The sequence below is a fragment of the Streptomyces sp. NPDC104202 genome, from assembly GCF_055584185.1.
Window position 1 is genome coordinate 1 of sequence record NZ_JBVJMN010000094.1, and the last position, 23,829, is coordinate 23,829.

At 74.2% G+C, this 23,829-nt stretch carries 8 protein-coding genes; 6 read left to right on the forward strand and 2 right to left on the reverse strand.

The window, feature by feature from the left end:
* Positions 1–108 precede the first annotated feature (108 nt).
* Positions 109–321 (reverse strand): MbtH family protein, encoded by a 213-nt coding sequence (locus ACZ60W_RS35395; RefSeq protein WP_469759520.1) that lies wholly within the window; start codon positions 319–321, stop codon positions 109–111.
* 130 nt (positions 322–451) lie between these two features.
* Positions 452–721, reverse strand: a complete 270-nt coding sequence (locus tag ACZ60W_RS35400) for a hypothetical protein (RefSeq protein ID WP_469759521.1) — start codon at positions 719–721, stop codon at positions 452–454.
* A gap of 345 nt (positions 722–1,066) precedes the next feature.
* On the opposite strand from ACZ60W_RS35400, the gene ACZ60W_RS35405 reads away from it, so the two are divergent.
* The 6 genes from ACZ60W_RS35405 (at position 1,067) to ACZ60W_RS35430 (ending at position 23,690) form a co-directional block, all read left to right on the forward strand.
* Positions 1,067–1,510 (forward strand): cobalamin B12-binding domain-containing protein, encoded by a 444-nt coding sequence (locus tag ACZ60W_RS35405; protein ID WP_469759522.1) that lies wholly within the window; start codon positions 1,067–1,069, stop codon positions 1,508–1,510.
* Positions 1,507–2,799 (forward strand): methylaspartate mutase, encoded by a 1,293-nt coding sequence (locus ACZ60W_RS35410; protein ID WP_469759523.1) that lies wholly within the window; start codon positions 1,507–1,509, stop codon positions 2,797–2,799. The genes ACZ60W_RS35405 and ACZ60W_RS35410 overlap by 4 nt, the downstream gene beginning before the upstream one ends.
* Positions 2,796–3,818: an asparagine synthetase A gene (locus tag ACZ60W_RS35415; RefSeq protein ID WP_469759524.1), complete on the forward strand. Its 1,023-nt coding sequence runs from the start codon at positions 2,796–2,798 to the stop codon at positions 3,816–3,818. The genes ACZ60W_RS35410 and ACZ60W_RS35415 overlap by 4 nt, the downstream gene beginning before the upstream one ends.
* On the forward strand, positions 3,815–5,101 hold the full coding sequence (locus tag ACZ60W_RS35420; RefSeq protein ID WP_469759525.1) for a glutamate synthase-related protein: 1,287 nt from the start codon (positions 3,815–3,817) through the stop codon (positions 5,099–5,101). The genes ACZ60W_RS35415 and ACZ60W_RS35420 overlap by 4 nt, the downstream gene beginning before the upstream one ends.
* A 107-nt stretch (positions 5,102–5,208) precedes the next feature.
* On the forward strand, positions 5,209–13,389 hold the full coding sequence (locus ACZ60W_RS35425; protein WP_469759526.1) for a non-ribosomal peptide synthetase: 8,181 nt from the start codon (positions 5,209–5,211) through the stop codon (positions 13,387–13,389).
* Entirely contained in the window at positions 13,386–23,690 is a 10,305-nt protein-coding gene (locus ACZ60W_RS35430) for a non-ribosomal peptide synthetase (RefSeq protein ID WP_469759527.1), read from the forward strand. Before ACZ60W_RS35425 ends, ACZ60W_RS35430 begins: the two co-directional genes overlap by 4 nt.
* Positions 23,691–23,829 lie beyond the last annotated feature (139 nt).

The following is a 23,829-nucleotide window of genomic DNA, read 5'->3' on the forward strand; positions in this document are numbered from 1 at the left end:
CCCCCCCCCCCCCCCCCCCCCCCCCCCCCCCCCCCCCCCCCCCCCCCCCCCCCCCCCCCCCCCCCCCCCCCCCCCCCCCCCCCCCCCCCCGGCGTGTGCGTCCGACGATCAGCCGCCCATCGCGGCGACCACCGAACGCGGACGCAGGTCGGCCCAGTTGGCCTCCACGTACTCGGAGCACTCCTGCTTGCTGCCCTCCTCGCGGACCAGCTGCCAGCCCTCGGGGCGGCGGATCCGGGCGGGCCACAGCGAGTGCTGGCCCTCGTCGTTGGCCAGGACGACGAAACGGCCGTCTGCGTCGTCGAACGGATTGGTAGCCATGGCTTCACCTCTGTGGGTTCCGTGGAACGGGGATCCGGTGCCGCACCGGTGTCTCGACGCTACGAGACGGTGTGCGCCGGTTCGGGCAGCCCGTGCGGCAGTTGGGCGGCAGCCCGCCGGCCGGCGGGGGTCACACCAGGACGCGCGACACCTCGTGGGCGCGCGTCACGGCGATGCCGGTGGCCACGGCGGCGGCCCGCACCGAGCCGAGCGCCTCGCGCAGCAGCTCCGTGCGCCGGTGCGGCTGGTCGGCCAGCTCCGGACGGTCGGCGTCGATCAACTGCATCGCCGCCTCGAGGACGGCGAACTTCGCCTCTCCCAGGGGCTCGTGGCGATCGGTCTCGGACATGACGTCGAGCAGGGCCGCGGCCAGTTCCGCGGTGGGGGCGATCTGGGACATGGGTCCACTCCTCAGGGTGTCTCGGGCGCGTGCTCCCGCACTCCGCTCCGGCCGGCGTCGCGGCGGCGGAATCCGACTGTAGGACGGCCCGTGAAAGGGGAGCCGACCGGCGGCGGCAACTGCCGCCCGGCTGCCGCCCCGGGCGCCGGTCGGCCGCTCGCGGCGTTCCTACGATCGATGCCGAAGGGAAGTTCCGAGCGGTCCAGGACCTCCTTCTCCCACTTGGCACCCCACGATGTGGACGAAGTGATGATGCAGCCTGCGGAAGTGGCGTCCCGAGCTCGATCCGGGCCGCTGGACGTGATGGTCACCGGACTACCGTCCGATGCCCACACCTGGAATCTCGTGTTCATTCAACTGCTGATCGAAGACCTGGGACACCACGTCGTCAATCTGGGCCCGTGCATACCCCAGGACGAGATCGTGGAGTCCTGCGGGAAGTTCCAGCCCGACCTGCTCGTCGTGAGCAGCGTCAACGGCCACGGCTTCCAGGACGCCGAGGAGCTGATCCGGACGATCCGCTCGCGCTGGGAACTGGCCGGCCTGCCGGCCGTCATCGGCGGCAAGCTGGGCGTCCTCGGCGCCGAGGGCCGGGCCGGGAACGGGCGCAGGCTCGTCGAGGCCGGCTTCGACGCGGTGTTCGAGGAGGACCAGGGCCTCGGCGCCTTCGAGGAGTTCCTCGCCGCCCTGGCCGCGAACAGGGGACCGGCCGCGCCGGCCGCCCCCCTCGCGGCGGCGGCCGTGGCCCCCCTCGCGCCGGCCGCCCGGCTGGAAGGGGTGGCACGGTGACGTCCTTCGGACGGTTCGTGGCCGCCGCCCGCGCCCGGGGCTCCCTCGTGGTCCAGCCCCGCATGGGCTTCTCCGAGCCCGCCCGGATGCGGGCCGGGCTCAGGGCCACCAAGGGCGCCGCCGATGCGGTCGCCGGCACCCTCACCATCGACAGCTACACCCGGGTCGGCGACGAGCCCTCCGCGGTCCGCGCCCTGGGCCGAGGAGTCCCGCTCAACGGCTACCCCATCACCTCCTACAGCCCGGACACCTCGCGCTGGGTGCTCGACGGCATCGAGGAGGCCGGCTTCCCGGTCCAGGTCCGGCACGGCTCGGCGCGCCCGCAGCGGATCGTCGCCGCGCTCGCCCGGCTCGGCCTCACCGCGACCGAGGGCGGACCCGTCTCGTACTGCCTGCCCTACGGCCGCACCCCGCTCGTCGACTCGGTCCGCAACTGGCAGGAGACCTGCGAGCGGCTGGCCGCCCTGCGCGCCGACGGGGCCGAACCGCACCTGGAGAGCTTCGGCGGCTGCATGCTCGGCCAGCTGTGCCCGCCGGGACTCCTCGTGGCGATCAGCGCCCTGGAGGGCGTGTTCTTCCACCGGGCGGGACTGCGCTCCATCTCGCTGAGCTACGCCCAGCAGACCAGTCCCGCGCAGGACCGGCAGGCGGTGCGCGCACTCCGCCGCCTGGCTGCCGACCTTCTGCCGGAGACGGACTGGCACATCGTGGTGTACACCTACATGGGGGTCTACCCCCGCTCCACCCGCGGCGCCCACGCCCTCCTGGAGGACTCCGCCGCACTGGCGGTCACGGCGGGCGCCCAGCGACTGATCGTCAAGACGGCCGCGGAGGCCCACCGCATCCCGACCGTCGCCGAGAACGTCCGCGCCCTGCGCATCGCGGCCGACGCGGCGGCCCGCGCCGCCGGGGGGACCGACGGGGCCGACGACCCGGCGGACAACCCGGTGTACGCGGAGGCCCGTGCCCTCGTGGACGCCGTCCTCGGCCTGGACGCCGACCTCGGCACCGCGCTGCTCAAGGCCTTCGAGCGCGGCTACCTCGACGTCCCCTACTGCCTCCACCCCGACAACGCGGGTCGCTCCCGCAGCCACATCGACGCGACGGGCCGCCTGACCTGGTCGGACATCGGTGCCATGCCCATCGGGCGGGTCACCGGCCGGCGCGGCTCCCGGCTCACCGCGACCGGACTCCACGACGCGCTGACCTTCGTCCAGCGCCGCTACGACGACCACCCCGACCACGACGACGACCGCACCCCGGCCGTTCCGCTCCTTCAGGAGGTATGACCGTGACCGTCACCATCGCCGAGGCCGTGGACGAGGCACTGCTGCCCTTCCCTTCCTCCCCCGACGCGCACCTCACCGACCCGCTGACCCGGGCCACGCTGCGCGTGCAGAGCCGGATGCTCGCCGCCACCCGCGCCTTCCTGACGGCCCGCGGCTTCCAGGAGCTGCTGCCGCCGATCATCGGCCCGGTCACCGACCCCGGCATCCGCGGCTCGAAGCAGGTGGACGTCGACTTCTACGGCCACAAGTACAAGATGATGACGAGCGCGATCCTCTACAAGCAGGCGTCGCTGCTCGCCTTCGACAAGATCTTCTACATCGCGCCGAACGTCCGCCTGGAGCCGCTGGAGACGGCGGTCACCCACCGCCACCTCGCCGAGTTCCACCAGATCGACGTCGAGATCCGCGACGCCCGCCGCGAGGACGCGATGGACCTCGCCGAGCAGCTCGTCACCCACGTCGTCGCCGACGTCGTCGCCGGCCTGCCGGGCGACCTCGACCTCCTCGGCCGGGACACCGGAGCCCTGCGCGAGGCCGTCGCCGCCTCCTTCGGGCGCGTCGGCCACCGGCAGGCCACCACCGAGCTCATCGACCTCGGCCACCCGCAGGACCCGGCCGCCGAGATCGACTGGCAGGGCGAGGAGATCGTCTCCGCCCGCGCCGAGCGGCCCTTCTTCATCACCGACTACCCCAAGGGATCGCGAGGCTTCTACGACAAGGAGGACGCCGAACAGCCCGGTGTGCTGCGGAACTTCGACCTGATCGCCCCCGAGGGCTACGGCGAGCTGGCCAGCGGCAGCGAGCGCGAGCACGACTACGCCACCCTCGTCACCCGCATGCGCGAGACCGGCGAGAACCCCGCCAAGTACGGCTGGTACCTGGACCTGGCCCGCCGGGGGATCCCCGCCAGCTCCGGCTTCGGCATCGGCCTGGAGCGCTTCACCCGCTACGTCACCGGCCGGCAGGCCGCCTGGCAGGCCAGCGCCTACCCCAAGCTCCCCGGGGTGGTGTCGGCATGAGCACCGCACTCGTCGCGGACGGCTTCCCCGAGGAGCAGGTCCGCCTGCGCGCCCGTCAGGGCGCCGGGGCCGTCTTCCCGGCCGAGTCCGGCTACGGCAGCGGTCTGCTCGGCGCGGTCCCCGCGCCGGCGGCCGGCCGGGCCCCGCACGACCCGGACGACGTGCTGGAGCGGATGCGGATCGTGCCCCCGGTCTTCATGCCCGAGCGGCTGAAGAAGCTCATCGACCTGGCCCGCGAGCCGCTGTACACCGACGTCGCACTCGACACGGTCATCGGCGGGTTCACCAGCCGGCTGCCGCTGTACGTGTCGGCCTTCGGCTCCACCCAGGTCGCCAGCCGCGACCTCGGCGAGGCCGCCGGACGCCAGGCCGGAGCGCTCGGCATCCCGCTGGTCATCGGGGAGAACGTCGTCCCCGTCAACGGCTACCGCAGCGCCGGCGAGAACGGCGTCTCGCCGCTCCTCGGCCGGATCGCCGCCTACGCCGAGGCCGCCGACGACGAGCACGGGGGAGTCGTCGTCCAGCAGTCCACCGAGGACGCCGACGCCGAGGTGTGGAACCTCGTCTACAGCGACCCGGTCAGCGAGCCGCTCCTCGCCGGCGGCCGCCTCGCCTTCGAGCTGAAGGTCGGCCAGGGCGCCAAGCCCGGCCTCGGCGGACTCACCCTCCTCAGCCGCGAGACCGCGGGCCGGGTCGCCGAGCAGTTCGCCCTCGACGAGGTGTACGGCACCGGCGGCGACCGCGTCCTGCGGGTCGCCAGCCCCGGCACCTTCACCGAGGAGATCCTGCGCCAGCAGATCCGCCTCATGCGGAACAACTTCCCCCGCGCCCGGGTGTGGGTGAAGCTTCACCCCGGCCGCGACGTGGCCCGGGCCGCCGCCACCGCCTGGGCGGCCGGCGCGGACTCCGTCACCGTCGACGGCGCGGAGGGCGGCACCGCCTGGGCGCCGACGGCCTTCCTCGGCCACGTCGGTCTCCCGCTCGCCGACTGCCTCCGCCGGGTCGGGCGCACCGACCACTGCCTGCTCGCCAGCGGCCGCATGTGGGAGGGCACCCGCGCGGTCAAGGCCCTCGCCCTCGGAGCCCGCGCCGTCGGTCTCGGCCGCGCCGCCCTCCTCGCCGTCGACGAGGACGCCGAGGCCGGCCTGACCCGCCTCGTCGAGGCACTCGCCCTCGAACTGCGCATGCTGACCAGCGCGGTCGGCAAGTACCACGTGAACGCCCTGGACCCGGAGGACCTGTTCCTGCCCGGGCCCTGGGAACCGGCGCCCGGCGCCGCCTAGCCCGCCTCAGCACCACACACGCGATTCCCAGTCGTGGCCGTACGGGATGTCCGGCACGCCGCGAGATACCCGTGCACGCCCGAACCTTCGAGAATGGTGTCGAGAAGATGTCTCACCAGCCCACCGTCCAGGCTCCCGCCGTCGACATCGACGCGTACAACAGCACCGCCGTGCGGCTCCCCGAGGGCGCCCTGCACGAGTTGTTCGCCGCCCAGGCCGCACGGACCCCGGACGCCGTGGCGCTGGTGTGCGGGGAACGCGAACTCACCTACCGCGAGCTGGAGTCGGCCGCCACGGCGCTGGCCCACGTGCTGCGCGACCGGGGCGTCCGGCCCGGCGACGGCGTCGCCCTCTTCCAGGACCGCTCCCTCGCCTACGTCGTCGCGATGCTCGCGGTCCTGAAGACCGGCGGCGCGTACGTGCCGCTCGACCCGCGCCAGCGGGAGGAGCGACGCGCCTTCCTCCTCGCCGACACCGGCGCCGTCCTGCTCGTCACGGACCGCGACGAGCAGGACCTGGCCTTCGCGGGCGACCTCCCCGTGCTCCGGCTCACCGAGGACGTGACCCTGCCGCAGCGAGCCGTGGGCCCGCTCGACGTCGCGGTCCACCCCGACCAGCTCGCCTACGTGATGTACACGTCGGGTTCGAGCGGTACGCCGAAGGGCGTGGCCAACACCCATCGCAACGTGGTCGAGCTGGCCCTCGACCCGTGGTGGGGGGCGGGGGAGCGGCACCGCCGGGTGCTGGCGTACTCGCCGCTCGCCTTCGACTCCTCCACCTACGAGCTGTGGGTGCCGCTCCTGAGCGGCGGCACCGCCGTCGTCCTGCCCGCGCCGAAGCTGGACATCGCCGAACTGGGCGAGGCCCTGGTGCGGCACGGCATCAGCGCGGTGTACTTCACGACGGCGCTCTTCGACGCGATGGCGTCCGAGGCCGTGGAGTCCCTCGCGGGCCTCGCGGAGATCTGGACGGGCGGCGACGTCCTGTCGCCGGTCGCGCTCCAGAAGGTGCTGGACGCCTGCCCGACGACCTCGGTGGTCCACGCCTACGGCCCCACCGAGTCCACGGTCTTCTGCAGCTACCAGGCGTTCGGCCCCGCCGAACGGCGGGTGGAGCGCCTCCACCTCGGTGTGCCGATGGCCAACACCCGCATGTACGTCCTGGACGAGGACCTCCGGCCGGTCGAGACCGGCGTGGTCGGCGAACTGTACGTCGCCGGCGGCCACCTGGCCCGGGGATACGTCGGCCGCCCCGCCGTGAGCGCCGAGCGGTTCGTCGCCGACCCGTTCGGGCCCGCCGGCGAGCGGATGTACCGCACCGGGGACCTCGCCCGCTGGAACGAGCACGGCGAGATGGTCTTCGAGGGCCGCGCCGACCAGCAGGTCAAGCTCCGCGGCTTCCGCATCGAACTCGGCGAGATCGAGACCGTCCTCCTCGACCACGCCTCCGTGGCCCAGGCGGCGGTGATCGTCCGCGAGGACCGGCCCGGCGACAAGCGGCTCGTCGCCTACGTCGTGCCCGCCGCCGGCACCCGCGTCGACACCGAGGCCCTCCACGGATACGCCGGCGAGCGCCTCGCCGAGTACGCCGTGCCCTCCGCCTTCGTCGAGCTCGCCGACCTCCCGCTGACCGCCAACGGCAAGCTCGACCGCCGCGCCCTGCCCGCCCCGCTCGTCGGCGGCGCCGGCGGACGCACCCCCCGCACCCCCGCCGAGGAGGTGCTGTGCGGCCTCTTCGCCGACGCCCTCGGCGTGGCGGCCGTCTCCATCGACGACGACTTCTTCCGCCTCGGCGGCCACTCCCTCCTCGCCACCCGGCTCGTCGGCCGCATCCGCACCGCCCTCGCCACCGAGCTCTCCCTGCGCGACTTCTTCCAGCACCCCACCGTCGCCGGACTCGCCCAGCGGATCGCCCAGGGCTCCGGCGCGGCCCTGCGCCCCGCGCTCACCGCCGCCGGGCGCTCCGACGACGACCTCCCGCTCTCCGCGGCCCAGCGCCGCCTCTGGTTCCTCGACCAGATGGAGGGGCCGTCCGCGACGTACAACATCCCCCTCGCCGTCCGCCTCACCGGCGCCGTCGACCCCGAGGCCCTGCGGCAGGCCCTCGCCGACGTCCTCGCCCGCCACGAGGTGCTGCGGACCACCTACCCCGTCCACGAGGGCGAGCCCCGGCAGCACATCGCCCCCGCCGACGAGATCACCGTGCCGCTGGCCGTCGTCCCCGTCACCGAGGACGAACTGCCCGGCCGGCTCGCCGACGAGACCGCGCACCTCTTCGACCTCGCCACCGAACTGCCGCTGCACGCGGTGCTGTTCGAGCTCGCACCGAACCGGAGCGTCCTCGCCCTCGTCGTGCACCACATCGCCTCCGACGGCTGGTCGAACACGCCCCTCATGCGGGACCTCGGCACCGCCTACACCGCCCGCTCGGAGGGCGCCGCGCCCACGTGGGAGCCGCTGCCGGCCCAGTACGCGGACTACGCCCTGTGGCAGCGCGACCTCCTCGCCGACCACGAGGAGAAGCAGCTCGACCACTGGCGCGAGGCGCTCGACCGGCTGCCCACCGAGGTGACCCTGCCCACCAGCAGGCCCCGCCCGGTCGTGGCCTCCTACCGCGGCGCCACCCACACCGTCCACTGCCCGGCCGAGACCCACCAGGCCCTCTCCACCCTGGCCCGGGAGCACGGCGTCACCCTCTACATGGTCGCCCAGGCGGCCACCGTGGCCCTGCTGTCCCGCTCGGGCGCCGGCACCGACATCCCGCTCGGCTCCCTCGTCGCCGGCCGCACCGACGAGGCCCTGGAGGACCTGGTCGGCTTCTTCGTCAACACGCTGGTGCTCCGCACCGACGCCTCCGGGGACCCGACCTTCCGCGAGCTCCTCGACCGGGTCCGCGAGACCGACCTGGCGGCCTGGGCCCACCAGGAGCTCCCCTTCGACCGGCTCGTGGAGACCCTCAACCCCGAGCGCTCCGCGGCCCGCCACCCGCTCTTCCAGGTCATGCTCACCCTCGCCGAGGCCGCCGAGGCGACACCGCGGCTCCCCGGCGTGCGCGCCGAGACCCAGCAGCTCAGCGCGGGCATCGCCAAGTTCGACCTCACCGTCAACTTCTACGAGCACCGCGACCGCGTCGGCCACCCCAACGGACTCGACATCGTCCTGGAGTACGCCACCGACCTGTACGACGCCGACACCGTCGAGGCGGCCGCGGAACGCCTCGCACGGGTCCTGGACGCCGTCATCGCCGATCCGGACGTCAAGGTCGCCGACATCGAGCTGCTCTCCGCCGCCCAGCGCCGCGCGCTGCTCACCGACTACAACGACACCGCCGCCGCCCTGCCCGAGGGCACGCTGCACGGGCTGTTCGCCGCGCAGGCCGCCCGGACCCCGGACGCCACGGCGCTGGAGTGCGGCGGGCTGACGATGAGCTACCGCGCACTCGACCGCGCCTCCGACGCGTTCGCCCGCCGGCTGGCCGCCCGCGGCGTCCGGCCCGGCTCCGCCGTCGGCCTCTACCTGGACCGCTCGGCCGAGTTCATGGTCGCGGTCCTCGCGGTCCTCAAGAGCGGCGGCGCCTACGTCCCGCTCGACCCGCGCCAGCCGGAGGAGCGCCTCGCCTTCATCCTCGCCGACACCGGCGCCCCGCTCCTCGTCACCGACCGGTCCGCCGACGAGGTGCCGTTCGCCCGCGGCCTGGAGGTGCTCGCCGCCCCCGACGTCCCCGCGCTCCTCGCCGACACCGCGGCCGGTGCCCCCGGCACCGCGGTCCACCCGGACGAACTCGCCTACGTGATGTACACGTCGGGTTCGAGCGGTACGCCGAAGGGCGTGGCCAACACCCATCGCAACGTGGTCGAGCTGGCCCTCGACCCGTGGTGGGGGGCGGGGGAGCGGCACCGCCGGGTGCTGGCGTACTCGCCGCTCGCCTTCGACTCCTCCACCTACGAGCTGTGGGTGCCGCTCCTGAGCGGCGGCACCGCCGTCGTCCTCCCGGTCGCCAAGGTCGACGTCGCCGAACTCGGTGACGCCCTGGTGCGTCACCAAATCAGCGCGGTGTACTTCACGACGGCGCTCTTCGACGCGATGGCGTCCGAGGCCGTGGAGTCCCTCGCGGGCCTCGCGGAGATCTGGACGGGCGGCGACGTGCTCTCCGCGGTCGCACTCCAGAAGGTGCTGGACGCCTGCCCGACGACCTCCGTGGTCCACGCCTACGGCCCCACCGAGTCCACGGTCTTCTGCAGCTACCAGGTCTTCGGCCCCACCGAGCGGATGGTCGAACGCCTCCACCTCGGTGTGCCGATGGCCAACACCCGCATGTACGTCCTCGACGCCCGGCTGCGGCCCGTCGTCCCCGGCGTGGTCGGCGAACTGTACGTCGCCGGCAGCCATCTGGCCCGGGGATACGTGGGACGGGGCGCCCTGTCGGCCGAGCGGTTCGTCGCCGACCCGTTCGGGCCCGCCGGCGAGCGGATGTACCGCACCGGGGACCTCGCCCGCTGGAACGAGCACGGCGAGATGGTCTTCGAGGGCCGCGCCGACCAGCAGGTCAAGCTCCGCGGCTTCCGCATCGAACTCGGCGAGATCGAGGCCGCCCTCCTCACCGACCCCTCCGTCGTCCAGGCGGCGGTGATCGTCCGCGAGGACCGCGCCGGCGACAAGCGGCTCGTCGCGTACGTCGTCCCCGCGCCCCGGGGCCGCGTCGACACCGACGCCCTGCGCCGCGACTGCGGGCGGCGGCTCGCCGAGTACATGGTGCCCTCCGCCTTCGTCGAGCTGGACGTCCTGCCGCTGACCGCCAACGGCAAGCTCGACCGTCGCGCCCTGCCCGCCCCGCGCGTCGGCACCGGACCCGGCGGACGCCAGGGCCGCACCCCCGTCGAGGAGGTGCTGTGCGGACTGTTCGCCGACGCCCTCGGGCTGCCGGCCGTCTCCATCGACGACGACTTCTTCCGCCTCGGCGGCCACTCCCTCCTCGGCACGCGGCTGGTCAGCCGCATCCGGCAGCTCCTCGGCGCCCGCGTCTCCGTCCGTGACCTCTTCCGCTGCCCGAGCGTCGCCCGGTTCGCCGAGTTCCTCGCCGAGACCGACGGCGAGGACCGCCGCCCGGTCCTCAAGGCCGCCGCACGGCCGGCCCGCGTCCCGCTCTCCGCGGCCCAGCGCCGCCTGTGGTTCCTCGACCAGATGGAGGGGGCGTCCGCGACGTACAACATCCCCCTCGCCGTCCGTCTCACCGGTGCCCTCGACGCCGACGCGCTGCGCCTGGCCCTCACCGACGTCGTCGGCCGCCACGAGGCGCTCCGCACCGTGTTCCCCGCCGAAGAGGGCACCCCGCACCAGCTGGTGGTGCCGGCCGACGAGGCCCGCGTCGACCTCCCCGTCATCCCGGCCACGGCCGAAGCGCTCCCCGCCGTCCTGCGGGACCTGTCCGCCACCACCTTCGACCTCTCCCGCGAACTGCCCCTCCGCGCCGACCTGGTGAGGATCTCCGACGAGGAGCACGTCCTGCTCCTGGTCGCCCACCACATCGCCTCCGACGGCTGGTCGAACACGCCCCTCATGCGGGACCTCGGCGCCGCCTACACGGCCCGCAGCGAGGGCGCGGCACCCGACTGGGAGCCGCTGCCCGTCCAGTACGCCGACTACGCGCTGTGGCAGGAGGCCCTGCTCGCCGCCGACGAGGACCGCCAGCTCGCCTACTGGCGCGGCGCCCTGGAGCGGCTCCCGGAGGAGGTGACCCTGCCCGCCGACCGGGCCCGGCCGGCCACCGCCTCGTACCGGGGGGCCTCGCTCACCGTCCAGTGCCCCGCCGACCTCCACAAGGCGCTGACCCGGCTGGCCCGCGAGAACGGCACCACGCTCTTCATGGTCGCCCAGGCGGCCACCGCCGTCCTCCTGTCGCGCTCCGGGGCCGGCCCCGACATCCCGCTCGGCTCGCCGGTCGCCGGCCGCACCGACGAGGCCCTGGAAGACCTGGTCGGCTTCTTCGTGAACACGCTGGTGCTGCGCACCGACGTCAGCGGCAACCCGACGTTCCGGGAGCTCCTGGAGCGGGTCAGGGCCACCGACCTCGCGGCCTGGGCCCACCAGGACGTCCCCTTCGACCGGCTCGTGGAGACCCTCAACCCCGAGCGCTCCGCGGCCCGCCACCCGCTCTTCCAGGTCATGCTGTCGGTGACCGACGCGGCCGGCCCGGTGCCCGAACTCGGCGGCCTCCGGGCCGAGTCCGAGTTCACCGCACTCGACATCGCCAAGTTCGACCTCACGTTCACCTTCCACGAGCACCGGACCGGCGACGGGGGCCCGGCCGGCCTCGGCATCACCGTCGAGTACGCCACCGACCTCTACGAGGCCGCCACCGTCTCGGCCGTCACCGCACGGCTGGTCCGCCTCCTGGAGGCGGCCGCCGGTACCCCCGACGTCCCGATCGCCGACCTCGACGTGCTGGCCGCCGAGGAGCGCAGGCAGCTCCTCGACACCTGGCACGGCACCCCGCACAGCCGTCCCGCCGCCTCGCTGCCCCAGCTGTTCGCCGCCCAGGCGGCCCGCACCCCGGACGCCGTCGCCGTCACCCTGGCCGGCCGGCGCCTGACGTACGCGGAGCTCGACCGGCGCGCCAACCGGCTGGCCCACCGGCTGATCGAGGAGGGCGTGCGGCCCGGCTCCCGGGTGGTCCTCTTCCTGGAGCGCTCGCTGGAGGCCGTCGTGGCGATCCTCGCGATCGTCAAGGCCGGCGCGGTGTACGTCCCGCTCGACACCCGCTACCCGACGGACCGCATCGAGCTCATCGTGCGCATGTCCGGCGGCACCCTCTTCGTCACCGACCGCGAGCTGGCCGGTCTCGAACTGCCGCAGGGCGCGCGGGCCCTGAACGTGGCCGACGGCACCGAGGGACTGCCGGAGACGGCGCCCCAGGTCGAGGTCCACCCCGAGCAGCCGGCCTACGCGATGTTCACCTCGGGCTCGACCGGCGTGCCGAAGGGCGTCGTCGTCACCCACCGCAACGTCGCCGAACTCGCCGCCGACACCGCCTTCACCTCCGACGTCCACCGCCGGGTGCTGCTCCACTCGCCGCTCGCCTTCGACGCCACCACCTACGAGCTGTGGGCGCCCCTGCTGTCCGGCGGCACCCTGGTCGTCGCCCCGCCCGGCCTGCTCGACACGGCCGCCCTCGCCAAGATCCTCGCCGAGGAGTCCATCACCGGGCTGTGGCTCACGGTGGGTCTCTTCCGGCTGGTCGCGGAGGAGGACCCGGGTGCCTTCGCCGGGCTGGGGGAGGTGTGGACGGGCGGTGACGTGGTGCCGCCGGAGGCGGTGCGCCGGGTGATGGACGCCTGCCCGGACCTGACGGTGGTCAACGGCTACGGGCCGACGGAGACGACGACGTTCGCCACCTCGCATCCGTTGCACCGGCCCTTCGACTACGACGGCGCCCTGCCCATCGGACGCCCCCTGGACAACACCCGCCTCTACGTCCTCGACGAGCACCTCGGACTGGTCGCCCCCGGCGTCCGCGGCGAGCTGTACATCGCGGGCACCGGACTCGCCCAGGGCTACCTGGACCGGCCGGCGCTCACCGCGGAACGGTTCGTCGCCGATCCCTACGGCCCGCCCGGCTCCCGCATGTACCGCACAGGCGACCTCGTCTGCTGGTCGCGGGAGGGCGAGATCGAGTACCTGGGCCGGGCGGACCAGCAGGTGAAGCTGCGCGGCTTCCGCATCGAGCCCGGCGAGATCGAGTCCGCGCTCGTCGCGCACGGCTCCGTGGCCCAGGCCGCGGTCGTCGTCCGCGAGGACCGGCCCGGCGACAAGCGCCTCGTCGCCTACCTCGTCGGACACGGCGACACCCCACCCGACCCGGACGCGCTGCGCGCCCACGCCGGCGAACTCCTCCCCGACTACATGGTCCCGTCCGCCTTCGTGGCCCTGGACGCCCTGCCCCTCACCGGCAACGGCAAGCTCGACCGCCGCGCCCTGCCCGCGCCGCAGGCCTCCACCGAGAGCACCGGCCGCCGGCCGCGCAACCCGCGCGAGGAAGTGCTCTGCGGGCTGTTCGCCGACGTCCTCGGCGTCCCCGTCGTCTCCATCGACGACGACTTCTTCCGCCTCGGCGGGCACTCGCTGCTCGCCACCCGGCTCGTCAGCCGGATCCGCACCGCCCTCGGGGCCGAACTCCCGGTCCCCGCCCTCTTCGAGAACCCGAACGTGGCCAGCCTGGCCGAGCGGCTCGACCGCGCCGAGAGCGCGCGCCCGAAGCTGCGGCCGATGCGCCGGATGGGAGCCTCCCAGTGATCCCCCTGTCATACGCCCAGCAGCGCCTGTGGTTCCTCGCCCAGCTGGAGGGCCCCTCGGCGACCTACAACATCCCGCTGGCGCTCCGCCTGACCGGCGCCCTCGACACCGAGGCGCTGACCCTGGCCCTCGGCGACGTCGTCGCCCGGCACGAGAGCCTGCGCACGGTCTACCCCGAGCGCGACGGCACCCCGTACCAGGAGATCCTCGCCGCCGGGGACGTCCGCCTCGACCTGCCGGTCCTGCACACCGACGAGGCCGGCCTCGCCGAGGTCCTCGCCGCCGAGTCGGCCCACGTCTTCGACCTCGCCACCGACCTCCCCGTCGAGGCACGGCTGATCCGGCTCGCCGGCGGCACGCCCGCGACCGAGCCCGGCTCCGACCGGGAGCAGGAGCACGTCCTCCTCGTCGTCATGCACCACATCGCCTCCGACGGCTGGTCCATCGCCCCGCTGCTGCGCGACCTCGCCCACGCCTACCGGGCGCGCCTCGCCGGCCGGGCCCCGGAGCAGGAGCCGCTGGAGATCCAGTACGCCGACTACACCCTCTGGCAGCACGAACTGCTGGGCGAGCCCGACGCCGAGGACAGCGTCATGGCCCGCCAGGCCGCCTACTGGCGCGAGCGGCTGGCCGGACTGCCGGCCGAGGCCACCCTCCCCGCGGACCGGCCGCGCCCCGCCGTCGCCTCCTACCGCGGCGACACCCGCGGCCTCCACTGCCCGCCCGAGACCCACGCGGCCCTCGTCGAGCTGGCGAAGGAGAGCGGCGCCACCCTCTTCATGGCGGCCCAGGCGGCCCTCGCCACCGTCCTCGCCGCCTCCGGCGCCGGCACCGACGTCCCCGTCGGCTCCCCGGTCGCCGGCCGCACCGACGAGGCGCTCGACGACCTCGTGGGCTTCTTCGTCAACACCCTCGTCCTGCGCACCGACGTCGGCGGCGACCCGACGTTCCGCGAGCTCCTGGAGCGGGTCCGCACCACCGACCTCGGCGCCTGGGCCCACCAGGACCTGCCCTTCGACCGGCTCGTCGAGGCCCTCAACCCCGAGCGCACCGGCGACCGCCACCCCCTCTTCCAGGTCATGCTGACCCTGGTGCAGGCCGGCGCCACCGACTCCGGGGCCGACTTCCCGGGCCTGCGGACCCGCGCCGAGTACTCGCCCACCAGCACCGCCAAGTTCGACCTGACCGTCGGCTTCGACGAGCACCTCACCCCCGACGGCCGGCCCGGCGGTCTCGACATCACCGCCGAGTACGCCACCGACCTGTACGACCCCGAGACCGTCGAGGCCCTCCTCGCCCGGCTCGGCCGGCTGCTCGCCGAGGCCGTCGCCCACCCCGACACCCCACTCTCCGGCCTGGACCTGCTCGACCCGGCCGAGCGCACCCTGCTCCTCGACACCTGGACCGGCCACGCCACCCCGGTGCCCGACGCCTCGGTCGCCGACCTCTTCGCCGCGCAGGCCGCGCGCACCCCGGACGCCGTCGCCCTCACCCACGCGGGCAGCACGCTCACCTACGCCGAGGTCGACGCCGTCGCCAACCGCTTCGCCCACCACCTGGTCTCGCTCGGCGTCGGACCCGAGACGGTCGTCGCCGTCTTCATGGAACGCTCCGCCGACCTCGTCCTGTCGCTGCTCGCCATCACCAAGGCCGGCGGCGTCTACGCCCCCCTCAACGCCGTCGACCCCGCCTCCCGGCTCACCCGCATCCTCGCCGACACGGCGGCCCCCGTCCTCCTGGTCGACCCGGCCCTCGCCGACCACGAGATCCTGACCGAGGCGACCGGAGTGCGCACCGTCCTCGTCGACGGACTCGCCGGCGACCCGGCCCTCGACGCCCACCCGGCGACGGCGCCCGAGACCGCCACGCACCCCGACCAGTGGCTGTACGTCATGTTCACCTCGGGCTCGACCGGCGTGCCGAAGGGCGTCGCCATCACCCACCGCAACGTCGCCGAACTCGCCCTCGACCGGAGCTGGACCCGCCCCGCCCACGCGCACGTGCTCTTCCACTCCCCGCACACCTTCGACGCCTCGACCTTCGAGCTCTGGGTGCCCTGGCTCTCCGGCGGCACCGTGTCGGTCGCCCCGCCCGGGGTCCTCGACACGGCCGCGCTCGCGACCGTGCTGCGGGAGGAGTCCATCACCGGGCTCTGGCTGACCGCCGGACTCTTCCGGCTGGTCGCGGAGGAGGACCCGGGTGCCTTCGCCGGGCTGGGGGAGGTGTGGACGGGCGGTGACGTGGTGCCGCCGGAGGCGGTGCGCCGGGTGATGGACGCCTGCCCGGACCTGACGGTGGTCAACGGCTACGGGCCGACGGAGACGACGACGTTCGCCACCTCGCACCCGCTGCACCGGCCCTTCGACTACGACGGCGCCCTGCCCATCGGACGCCCCCTGGACAACACCCGCCTCTACGTCCTCGACGAGCACCTCGCCCTCGTCGCCCCCGGCGTCCCCGGCGAGCTGTACATCGCCGGTGCCGGACTGGCCCGCGGCTACCTCGGGCGCCCCGCCCAGACCGCCGAGCGGTTCGTCGCCGACCCCCACGGCCCCACGGGCTCCCGCATGTACCGCACCGGCGACCTGGTGCGCTGGTCGCGGGAGGGCGAGATCGAGTACCTGGGCCGGGCGGACCAGCAGGTGAAGCTGCGCGGCTTCCGCATCGAGCCCGGCGAGATCGAGTCCGCGCTCGTCGCGCACGGCTCCGTGGCCCAGGCCGCGGTCGTCGTCCGCGAGGACCGGCCCGGCGACAAGCGCCTCGTCGCCTACGTCGTCGGCGCGGCCGACACCGACCTCACGGCCCTGCGCCGCCACGCGGCCGACGCCCTGCCCGAGTACATGGTCCCGTCCGCCTTCGTGCTCCTGGACGCCCTGCCCCTCACCGGCAACGGCAAGCTCGACCGGCGCGCCCTGCCCCGGCCCGTGCTCGGCGGCGAGAGCGACGGCCGCGCCCCGCGCAACCCTGTCGAGGAGGTGCTGTGCGGACTGTTCGCCGACGTCCTCGGCAGCCCGTCCGTCACGGTCGACGACCACTTCCTCCGGCTCGGCGGCCACTCCCTGCTCGCCACCCGCCTGGTCAGCCGGATCCGCGCCGCCCTCGGCGCCAGGATCACGGTCCGCGACATCTTCCAGCACCCGACCGTGGCCCAGCTCGCCGAGCTGGTCGCGGCGGCCGGCGGGGAACCGCCCCGCCCCGCCCTCACGGTCCAGGAGCGGCCCGAGCGGATCCCGCTCTCCTCCGCCCAGCAGCGCCTGTGGTTCCTCGACCAGCTGGAAGGCCCCTCGGCCACCTACAACATCCCGCTGGCCCTCCGGCTCACCGGCGCCCTCGACGCGGACGCGCTCCGGCAGGCCCTCACCGACGTCGTCGTACGCCACGAGGCCCTGCGGACCGTCTTCCGGACCGCCGACGGCGAGGCCCACCAGTACGTCCTGCCCGCCGACGGGATCGACGTACCGCTGCCCACGGTGCCGGCCACCGAGGAGACCCTCCCCGCGCTGCTCGCCGAGGAGAGCGCCAAGGTCTTCGACCTGACGGCCGAACTCCCGCTGCGCGCCGCCCTGCTGGCCCTGGCCGACGACGTCCACGTCCTGGTGGTCGTCGCCCACCACATCGCCTCCGACGGCTGGTCGAACGCGCCCTTCTTCGCCGACCTGGCCCGCGCCTACGAGGCCCGCGGCGGGGGAGCCGCCCCCGACTGGGCGCCGCTCCCGGTCCAGTACGCCGACTACACCCTGTGGCAGCGCGACCTGCTCGCCGCCGAGCAGCTGCCCCAACTCGACTTCTGGCGCGAGGCCCTCGCCGGCCTCCCGGAGGAGGCGACCCTCCCCGCGGACCGACCGCGGCCGGCCGTCGCCTCCTACCAGGGCGCCACGCTCACCGTGTCCTGCCCCGCCCCGGTCCACCGGGCGCTGACCGGGCTGGCACGGGAGACCGGCACCACCGCCTTCATGGTGGCCCAGGCCGCCGTCGCGACCGTGCTCGCGCGGTGTGGTGCCGGAAACGATGTCCCGATCGGTTCGCCGGTCGCGGGACGGACGGATCAGGCTCTCGACGATCTCGTGGGCTTCTTCGTCAACACGTTGGTTCTGCGGACGGATCTGGGTGGCGATCCCACCTTCCGTGAGGTGTTGGGCCGGGTGCGGGAAACGGATCTTGCCGCATGGGCTCATCAGGACCTTCCGTTCGACCGGCTCGTCGAGGCTCTCAACCCCGAGCGTTCGGCGTCCCGGCATCCGATGTTCCAGGTGATGCTCACCGTGGGTGACACGGCGGTGGGCGCACCTGGGCTCGGTGATCTGGCGGCGGAGTTCGTGGCGCCGGAGCTGCGGATCGCGAAGTTCGACCTGACCTTCGCGTTCGGCGAGCGGCGGACCGAGGACGGCAGCCCCGACGGCCTCGACATCACCGTCGAGTACGCCACCGACCTCTACGAGCGCTCCACGGCCCAGGCCGTCGCCGAGCGACTCGTCCGCCTCCTGACCGCCGCCGTCGCCGACCCCGACCAGCCGGTCTCCCGGCTGGCCCTCCTCACCGACGAGGAGACCCGCAGCCTCGCCCGATGGGCCGGAGCCGCCACCGAGGCACCCCGCCTCGGCCTGGACGGCCTCTTCGCCGGCCAGGCCGCGCGGTCGCCCGAGGCACCGGCGCTGGTCTTCGAGGACCAGGTGATCTCCTACGCCGACCTGGACGTCTGGTCCAACCGCCTCGCGCGGCACCTGACGGACCGGGGCGTCCGCCCCGGCGATCTGGTGGCGGTGCACGTGGAGCGGTCGCCGCACATGGTGGCGTCGATCCTCGCCGTGCTGAAGGCCGGCGCGGGGTACACGATGCTCGACCCGCTGTTCCCGGTGGAGCGGCTGAACGGCGTCCTGGGACAGGTGGCGCCTGCGGCGCTCCTCACCCAGACCCACCTCGCCGACCTCACCACCGAGGCGGTCGTGGTCGACCTGACGGCCGACGTCGCCCTCGTCAGCGCACTCCCGGGCACCCCGGTGGAGACCTCGGGTTCACCGGAGTCGGTGGCCTGTGTGATGTTCACCTCGGGCTCGACGGGCCTGCCCAAGGGTGTGATGGCCTCCCACCGGGCGCTCGCCGCGACCTTCGTGGGGCCGGACTACCTGGCCTTCGGTCCGCAGCAGACGTTCCTGCAGTGCTCTCCGGTCTCGTGGGACGCCTTCGCCCTGGAGGTCTTCGGGCCGCTGCTCCACGGCGGTGTGTGCGTCCTCCAGCCCGGCCAGCACACCGACCCCAACCTGATCGCCGAGCTGGTCGAGCAGCACCAGGTGACCACGCTCCAGATGTCCGCCAGCCTCTTCAACCACATGCTCGACGAATACCCCGCCGTCTTCCGCGAGGTCCGCGAGGCCATGACGGCCGGCGAGGCCGCCTCGCCCGCACACGTCACCCGCGCCCTCACGGACCACCCACAGCTCCACCTGCTGAACGGGTACGGCCCGGCCGAGAGCATGGGCTTCACCACCGCCTTCGTCATCGAGGCGGGCGCCGCCGCGGGCGCCGCGAGCATCCCCGTCGGCGGCCCGCTCTCGGGCAAGCACGCCTACGTCCTCGACGCCGACCTGGAGATCGTGGCCCCCGGCGTCCCGGGCGAGCTGTACGTGGCCGGCCACGGTCTGGCGCACGGGTACATCGGCCAGCAGGCCCTGACCGCAGACCGGTTCGTCGCCAACCCGCACGGGCCCGCCGGCTCAAGGATGTACCGCACGGGCGACCTCGCCCGGTGGAACAAGCAGGGCGCCCTGGAGTACCTCGGGCGCGGCGACGAGCAGATCAAGCTCCGCGGCTTCCGCATCGAACCCGGCGAGATCGAGGCCGCGCTGATGGCGCACGACGCCGTGGTCCAGGCCGCCGCCGTGGTCCGCGAGGACCGGCCCGGCGACAAGCGCCTCGTCGCCTACGCGGTCGCGGAGGCGACCCCGGACGAGCTGCGCCGGCACGTCGCCGCCCGACTGCCCGAACACCTGGTGCCCTCGGCCTTCGTGGTCCTGGAGGAGCTGCCCCGGACGGTCAACGGCAAGCTCGACCGCCGCGCCCTGCCCGCACCCGACGACGGCCCTTCGTCCGAGGGCGGCCGCGCCCCCCGCAACCCCGCCGAGGAGATCCTCTGCGGACTCTTCGCCGACACGCTCGGGCTGGACTCCGTCGGCATCGACGACAACTTCTTCCACCGCGGCGGACACTCCCTCCGCGCCACCAAGCTCACCTCCAAGATCCGCGACGCCTTCGGCGTACGGCTCGGGGTGCGGGAGGTCTTCCAGCACCCCACCGCGGCCCGGCTCGCCGAGCTGATCGCGGTGAGCGGCGGCGAGGAGGAGCGCCCCGCGCTGACGGCCGGCGAGCGGCCCGCACGTCTCCCGCTCTCCTCGGCCCAGCAGCGCCTGTGGTTCCTCGACCAGTTGGAGGGACCCTCCCCGACCTACAACATCCCGCTGGCCGTACGCCTCACCGGCGCCCTGGACGCCGGGGCCCTGCGCCTCGCGCTCGGCGACGTCGTCGTACGCCACGAATCCCTCCGGACTTCCTTCCCCTCCGAGGGCGGCCTGCCTCACCAGGCGGTCCGGCCTCTCGCGGCGACCGACCTCGCGCTCCCGGTGATCCCGGTGACGGAGGAGTCCCTGCCCCAGGTGCTGGCCGGACTGTCCGGCACCACGTTCGACCTCTCCACCGATCTGCCCATCCGCGCCGATCTGCTGGAGCTGTCCCCCGAGGAGCACGTGCTCCTGGTGGTGATGCACCACATCGCCTCCGACGGATGGTCGAACGGCCCGCTCCTGCGGGACCTCGCTGCGGCGTACACGGCCCGCAGCGGGGGAGCCGCCCCCGACTGGGCGCCGCTCCCGGTCCAGTACGCCGACTACACCCTGTGGCAGCGGAGTCTCCTCGCCATCGATGAGGAGCGCCAACTCGCCTTCTGGCGGTCTCAGTTGGCCGACCTGCCGGAGGAGGCGACCCTCCCCGCGGACCGACCGCGGCCGGCCGTCGCCTCCTATCGCGGGGCCACCCACCAGGTGACCGCCCCCGCTCGGACGCACGCTGCCCTGACCGGGCTGGCGCGCGAGACCGGAACCACCCTGTTCATGGTCGCCCAGGCCGCCGTCGCGACCGTGCTCGCGCGGTGTGGTGCCGGAAACGATGTCCCGATCGGTTCGCCGGTCGCGGGACGGACGGATCAGGCTCTCGACGATCTCGTGGGCTTCTTCGTCAACACGTTGGTTCTGCGGACGGATCTGGGTGGCGATCCCACCTTCCGTGAGGTGTTGGGCCGGGTGCGGGAAACGGATCTTGCCGCATGGGCTCATCAGGACCTTCCGTTCGACCGGCTCGTCGAGGCTCTCAACCCCGAGCGTTCCGCGTCCCGGCATCCGATGTTCCAGGTGATGCTCACCGTGGGTGACACGGCGGTGGGCGCACCTGGGCTCGGTGATCTGGCGGCGGAGTTCGTGGCGCCGGAGCTGCGGATCGCGAAGTTCGACCTGACCTTCGCGTTCGGTGAGCGGCGGACCGAGGACGGCAGCCCCGACGGCCTCGACATCGTCGTCGAGTACGCCACCGACCTCTACGAACCCGGCACCATCGACGCCCTCCTGGAGCGCATGCTCCTCCTCCTGGAGTCCGCGGCCACCCACCCCGACACGGCCGTCGGCTCCCTGCACCTCCTTCCCGAGGAGGAGCGGGACCTCCTCGCCACCTGGTCCGGCGCACCGACCGACGGCCCGGAAGCGGGACTCGACGGTCTGTTCGCGGCGCAGGCCGCGCGGTCGCCCGAGGCGCCGGCGCTGGTCTTCGAGGACCAGGTGATCTCCTACGCCGACCTGGACGTCTGGTCCAACCGCCTCGCGCGGCACCTGACGGACCGGGGCGTGCGTCCCGGCGACCTCGTCGGCGTGCACGTGGAGCGGTCGCCGCACATGGTGGCGTCGATCCTCGCCGTGCTGAAGGCCGGCGCGGGGTACACGATGCTCGACCCGCTGTTCCCGGTGGAGCGGCTGAACGGCGTCCTGGCACAGGTGGCGCCCTCGGCGCTCCTCACCCAGACCCACCTGGCTCCGCTCACCACCGACGCCGTGGTGGTGGACCTCACCGCCGAGACGGCGGAGGTGAGCCGGCTGTCCGGGACCGCGGTGGAGACCGGGGGTTCACCGGAGTCGGTGGCCTGCGTGATGTTCACCTCGGGCTCGACGGGCCTGCCCAAGGGTGTGATGGCCTCCCACCGGGCGCTCGCTGCGACCTTCGTGGGGCCGGACTACCTGGCCTTCGGTCCGCAGCAGAGCTTCCTGCAGTGCTCTCCGGTCTCGTGGGACGCCTTCGCCCTGGAGGTCTTCGGGCCGCTGCTCCACGGCGGTGTGTGCGTCCTCCAGCCCGGCCAGCACACCGACCCCAACCTGATCGCCGAGCTGGTCGAGCAGCACCAGGTGACCACGCTCCAGATGTCCGCCAGCCTCTTCAACCACATGCTCGACGAGCACCCGCAGACGTTCACCCACCTGAAGGAGGCGATGACCGCGGGAGAGGCGGCCTCTCCGGCCCACACCGCCAGGGCCCTGGCCCGTCACCCGCGACTCCACCTGCTGAACGGGTACGGCCCGGCCGAGAGCATGGGCTTCACCACCGCCTTCGTCATCGAGGCGGGCGCCGCCGCGGGCGCCGCGAGCATCCCCGTCGGCGGCCCGCTCTCCGGCAAGCACGCCTACGTCCTCGACGCCCACCTCGAACCGGTCCCGCCGGGCGTCCCGGGCGAGCTGTACGTGGCCGGCCACGGTCTGGCGCACGGGTACATCGGCCAGCAGGCCCTGACCGCCGACCGGTTCGTCGCCAACCCGCACGGGCCCGCCGGGTCCCGGATGTACCGCACGGGCGACCTCGCACGGTGGAACAAGCAGGGCGCCCTGGAGTACCTCGGGCGCGGCGACGAGCAGATCAAGCTCCGCGGCTTCCGCATCGAACCCGGCGAGATCGAGGCCGCCCTCCTCGGCCACCCGGCCGTGGTCCAGGCCGCCGCCGTGGTCCGCGAGGACCGGCCCGGCGACAAGCGCCTCGTCGCCTACGCCGTCCCCGCCCCCGGCGAGGCGCCGACCGTGGACGACCTGCGCCGCCGCGTCGCCGCCCGACTGCCCGCGTACATGGTCCCCTCGGCCTTCGTGGTCCTGGAGGAGCTGCCCCGGACGGTCAACGGCAAGCTCGACCGCCGCGCCCTGCCCGCACCCGACCTCGGCGCGCCGTCCGAGGGCGGCCGCGCGCCCCGCAACCCCGCCGAGGAGATCCTCTGCGGACTCTTCGCGGACAACCTCGGGCTGGACTCCGTCGGCATCGACGACAACTTCTTCCACCGGGGCGGACACTCGCTGCGCGCCACGCTGCTGATCAGCCGCATCCGCGCCGTCTGGGACACCCGCATCACCATCAGCGACCTGTTCCAGAGCCCCACCCCCGCACTGCTCGCCGAACACATCGCGGCGGGCAGCGGGGCCGACGCCCTCGGTACCGTCCTGCCCATCCGGGCCGCCACCGCGGCGAACTCCGGCGAGGCACCGCTGTTCTGCGTGCACGCCGTGTCCGGCATGAGCTGGGGCTACGCCGGCCTGCTGCCCCACCTCGACCGGGACCGGCCCGTCATCGCGCTCCAGGCCCGCAGGCTCACCGGCCCGCACGGAGCCCCGACGTCCCTCCAGGAGATGGCCGACGACTACCTCGCCGAGATCCGGCGGGTTCAGCCCCACGGGCCGTACCACCTGCTCGGCTGGTCGTTCGGCGGCCTGGTCGCGCACGCCGTCGCCGCCCGGCTCGAAGCGGCCGGCGAGGAGGTGGCCCTGCTGGCCCTCCTCGACTCCTACCCGCTGCCCGACGGGTTCCGGGCCCCGGAGATCGACGGCCGGCACGTGCTGACCGCTCTCCTCGGCACCCTCGGCGAGACGGTCCCCGTGCGCTGCGCGGACACCGCGCCGGACATCGCCGAACTGGCCGAGGCCCTCCGCGGCGCCGACCCCGTGCTCGGCGCGCTGGAGCACGCGCAGGCGGCGGCCGTCGTGGCCGCCACCCTGGACAACCTGCGGATGCGCTACCGGTACGTGCCGGACGTCGCGTTCGGCGGCGACGCGGTGTTCTTCGACGCCACCGGCACCCCCGCGCCCCTGTCGGGCGCGGCCGCCTGGGCGCCGTACCTCACCGGCCGCATCGAGGAGTTCGCGGTCGACTGCGAGCACGCCCGGATGACCGAGGCGGAGCCGCTGGGCGAGATCGGCCGGGTGCTCGCCCGCAGGCTGCGGCCGGCCCGCATCTGACCCGGGGGAGCGACCGGGGGACCGGGGGGGGGGGGGGGGGGGGGGTGGGGGGGGGGGGGCCGGGGGGGGGGGGGGGGGGGGGGGGGGGGGCCCCCCCCCCCCCCCCCTCTCCCGTCCCCCGAGCCCCGTGCCCCTCGCC

Bases quoted from the DNA above. Each gene is read 5' to 3' on its own strand.
- ACZ60W_RS35400 (WP_469759521.1), bottom strand. From the start codon at position 721: ATGTCCCAGATCGCCCCCACCGCGGAACTGGCCGCGGCCCTGCTCGAC.
- ACZ60W_RS35420 (WP_469759525.1), top strand. From the start codon at position 3,815: ATGAGCACCGCACTCGTCGCGGACGGCTTCCCCGAGGAGCAGGTCCGC.
- ACZ60W_RS35415 (WP_469759524.1), top strand. From the start codon at position 2,796: ATGACCGTGACCGTCACCATCGCCGAGGCCGTGGACGAGGCACTGCTG.
- ACZ60W_RS35395 (WP_469759520.1), bottom strand. From the start codon at position 321: ATGGCTACCAATCCGTTCGACGACGCAGACGGCCGTTTCGTCGTCCTG.
- ACZ60W_RS35425 (WP_469759526.1), top strand. From the start codon at position 5,209: ATGTCTCACCAGCCCACCGTCCAGGCTCCCGCCGTCGACATCGACGCG.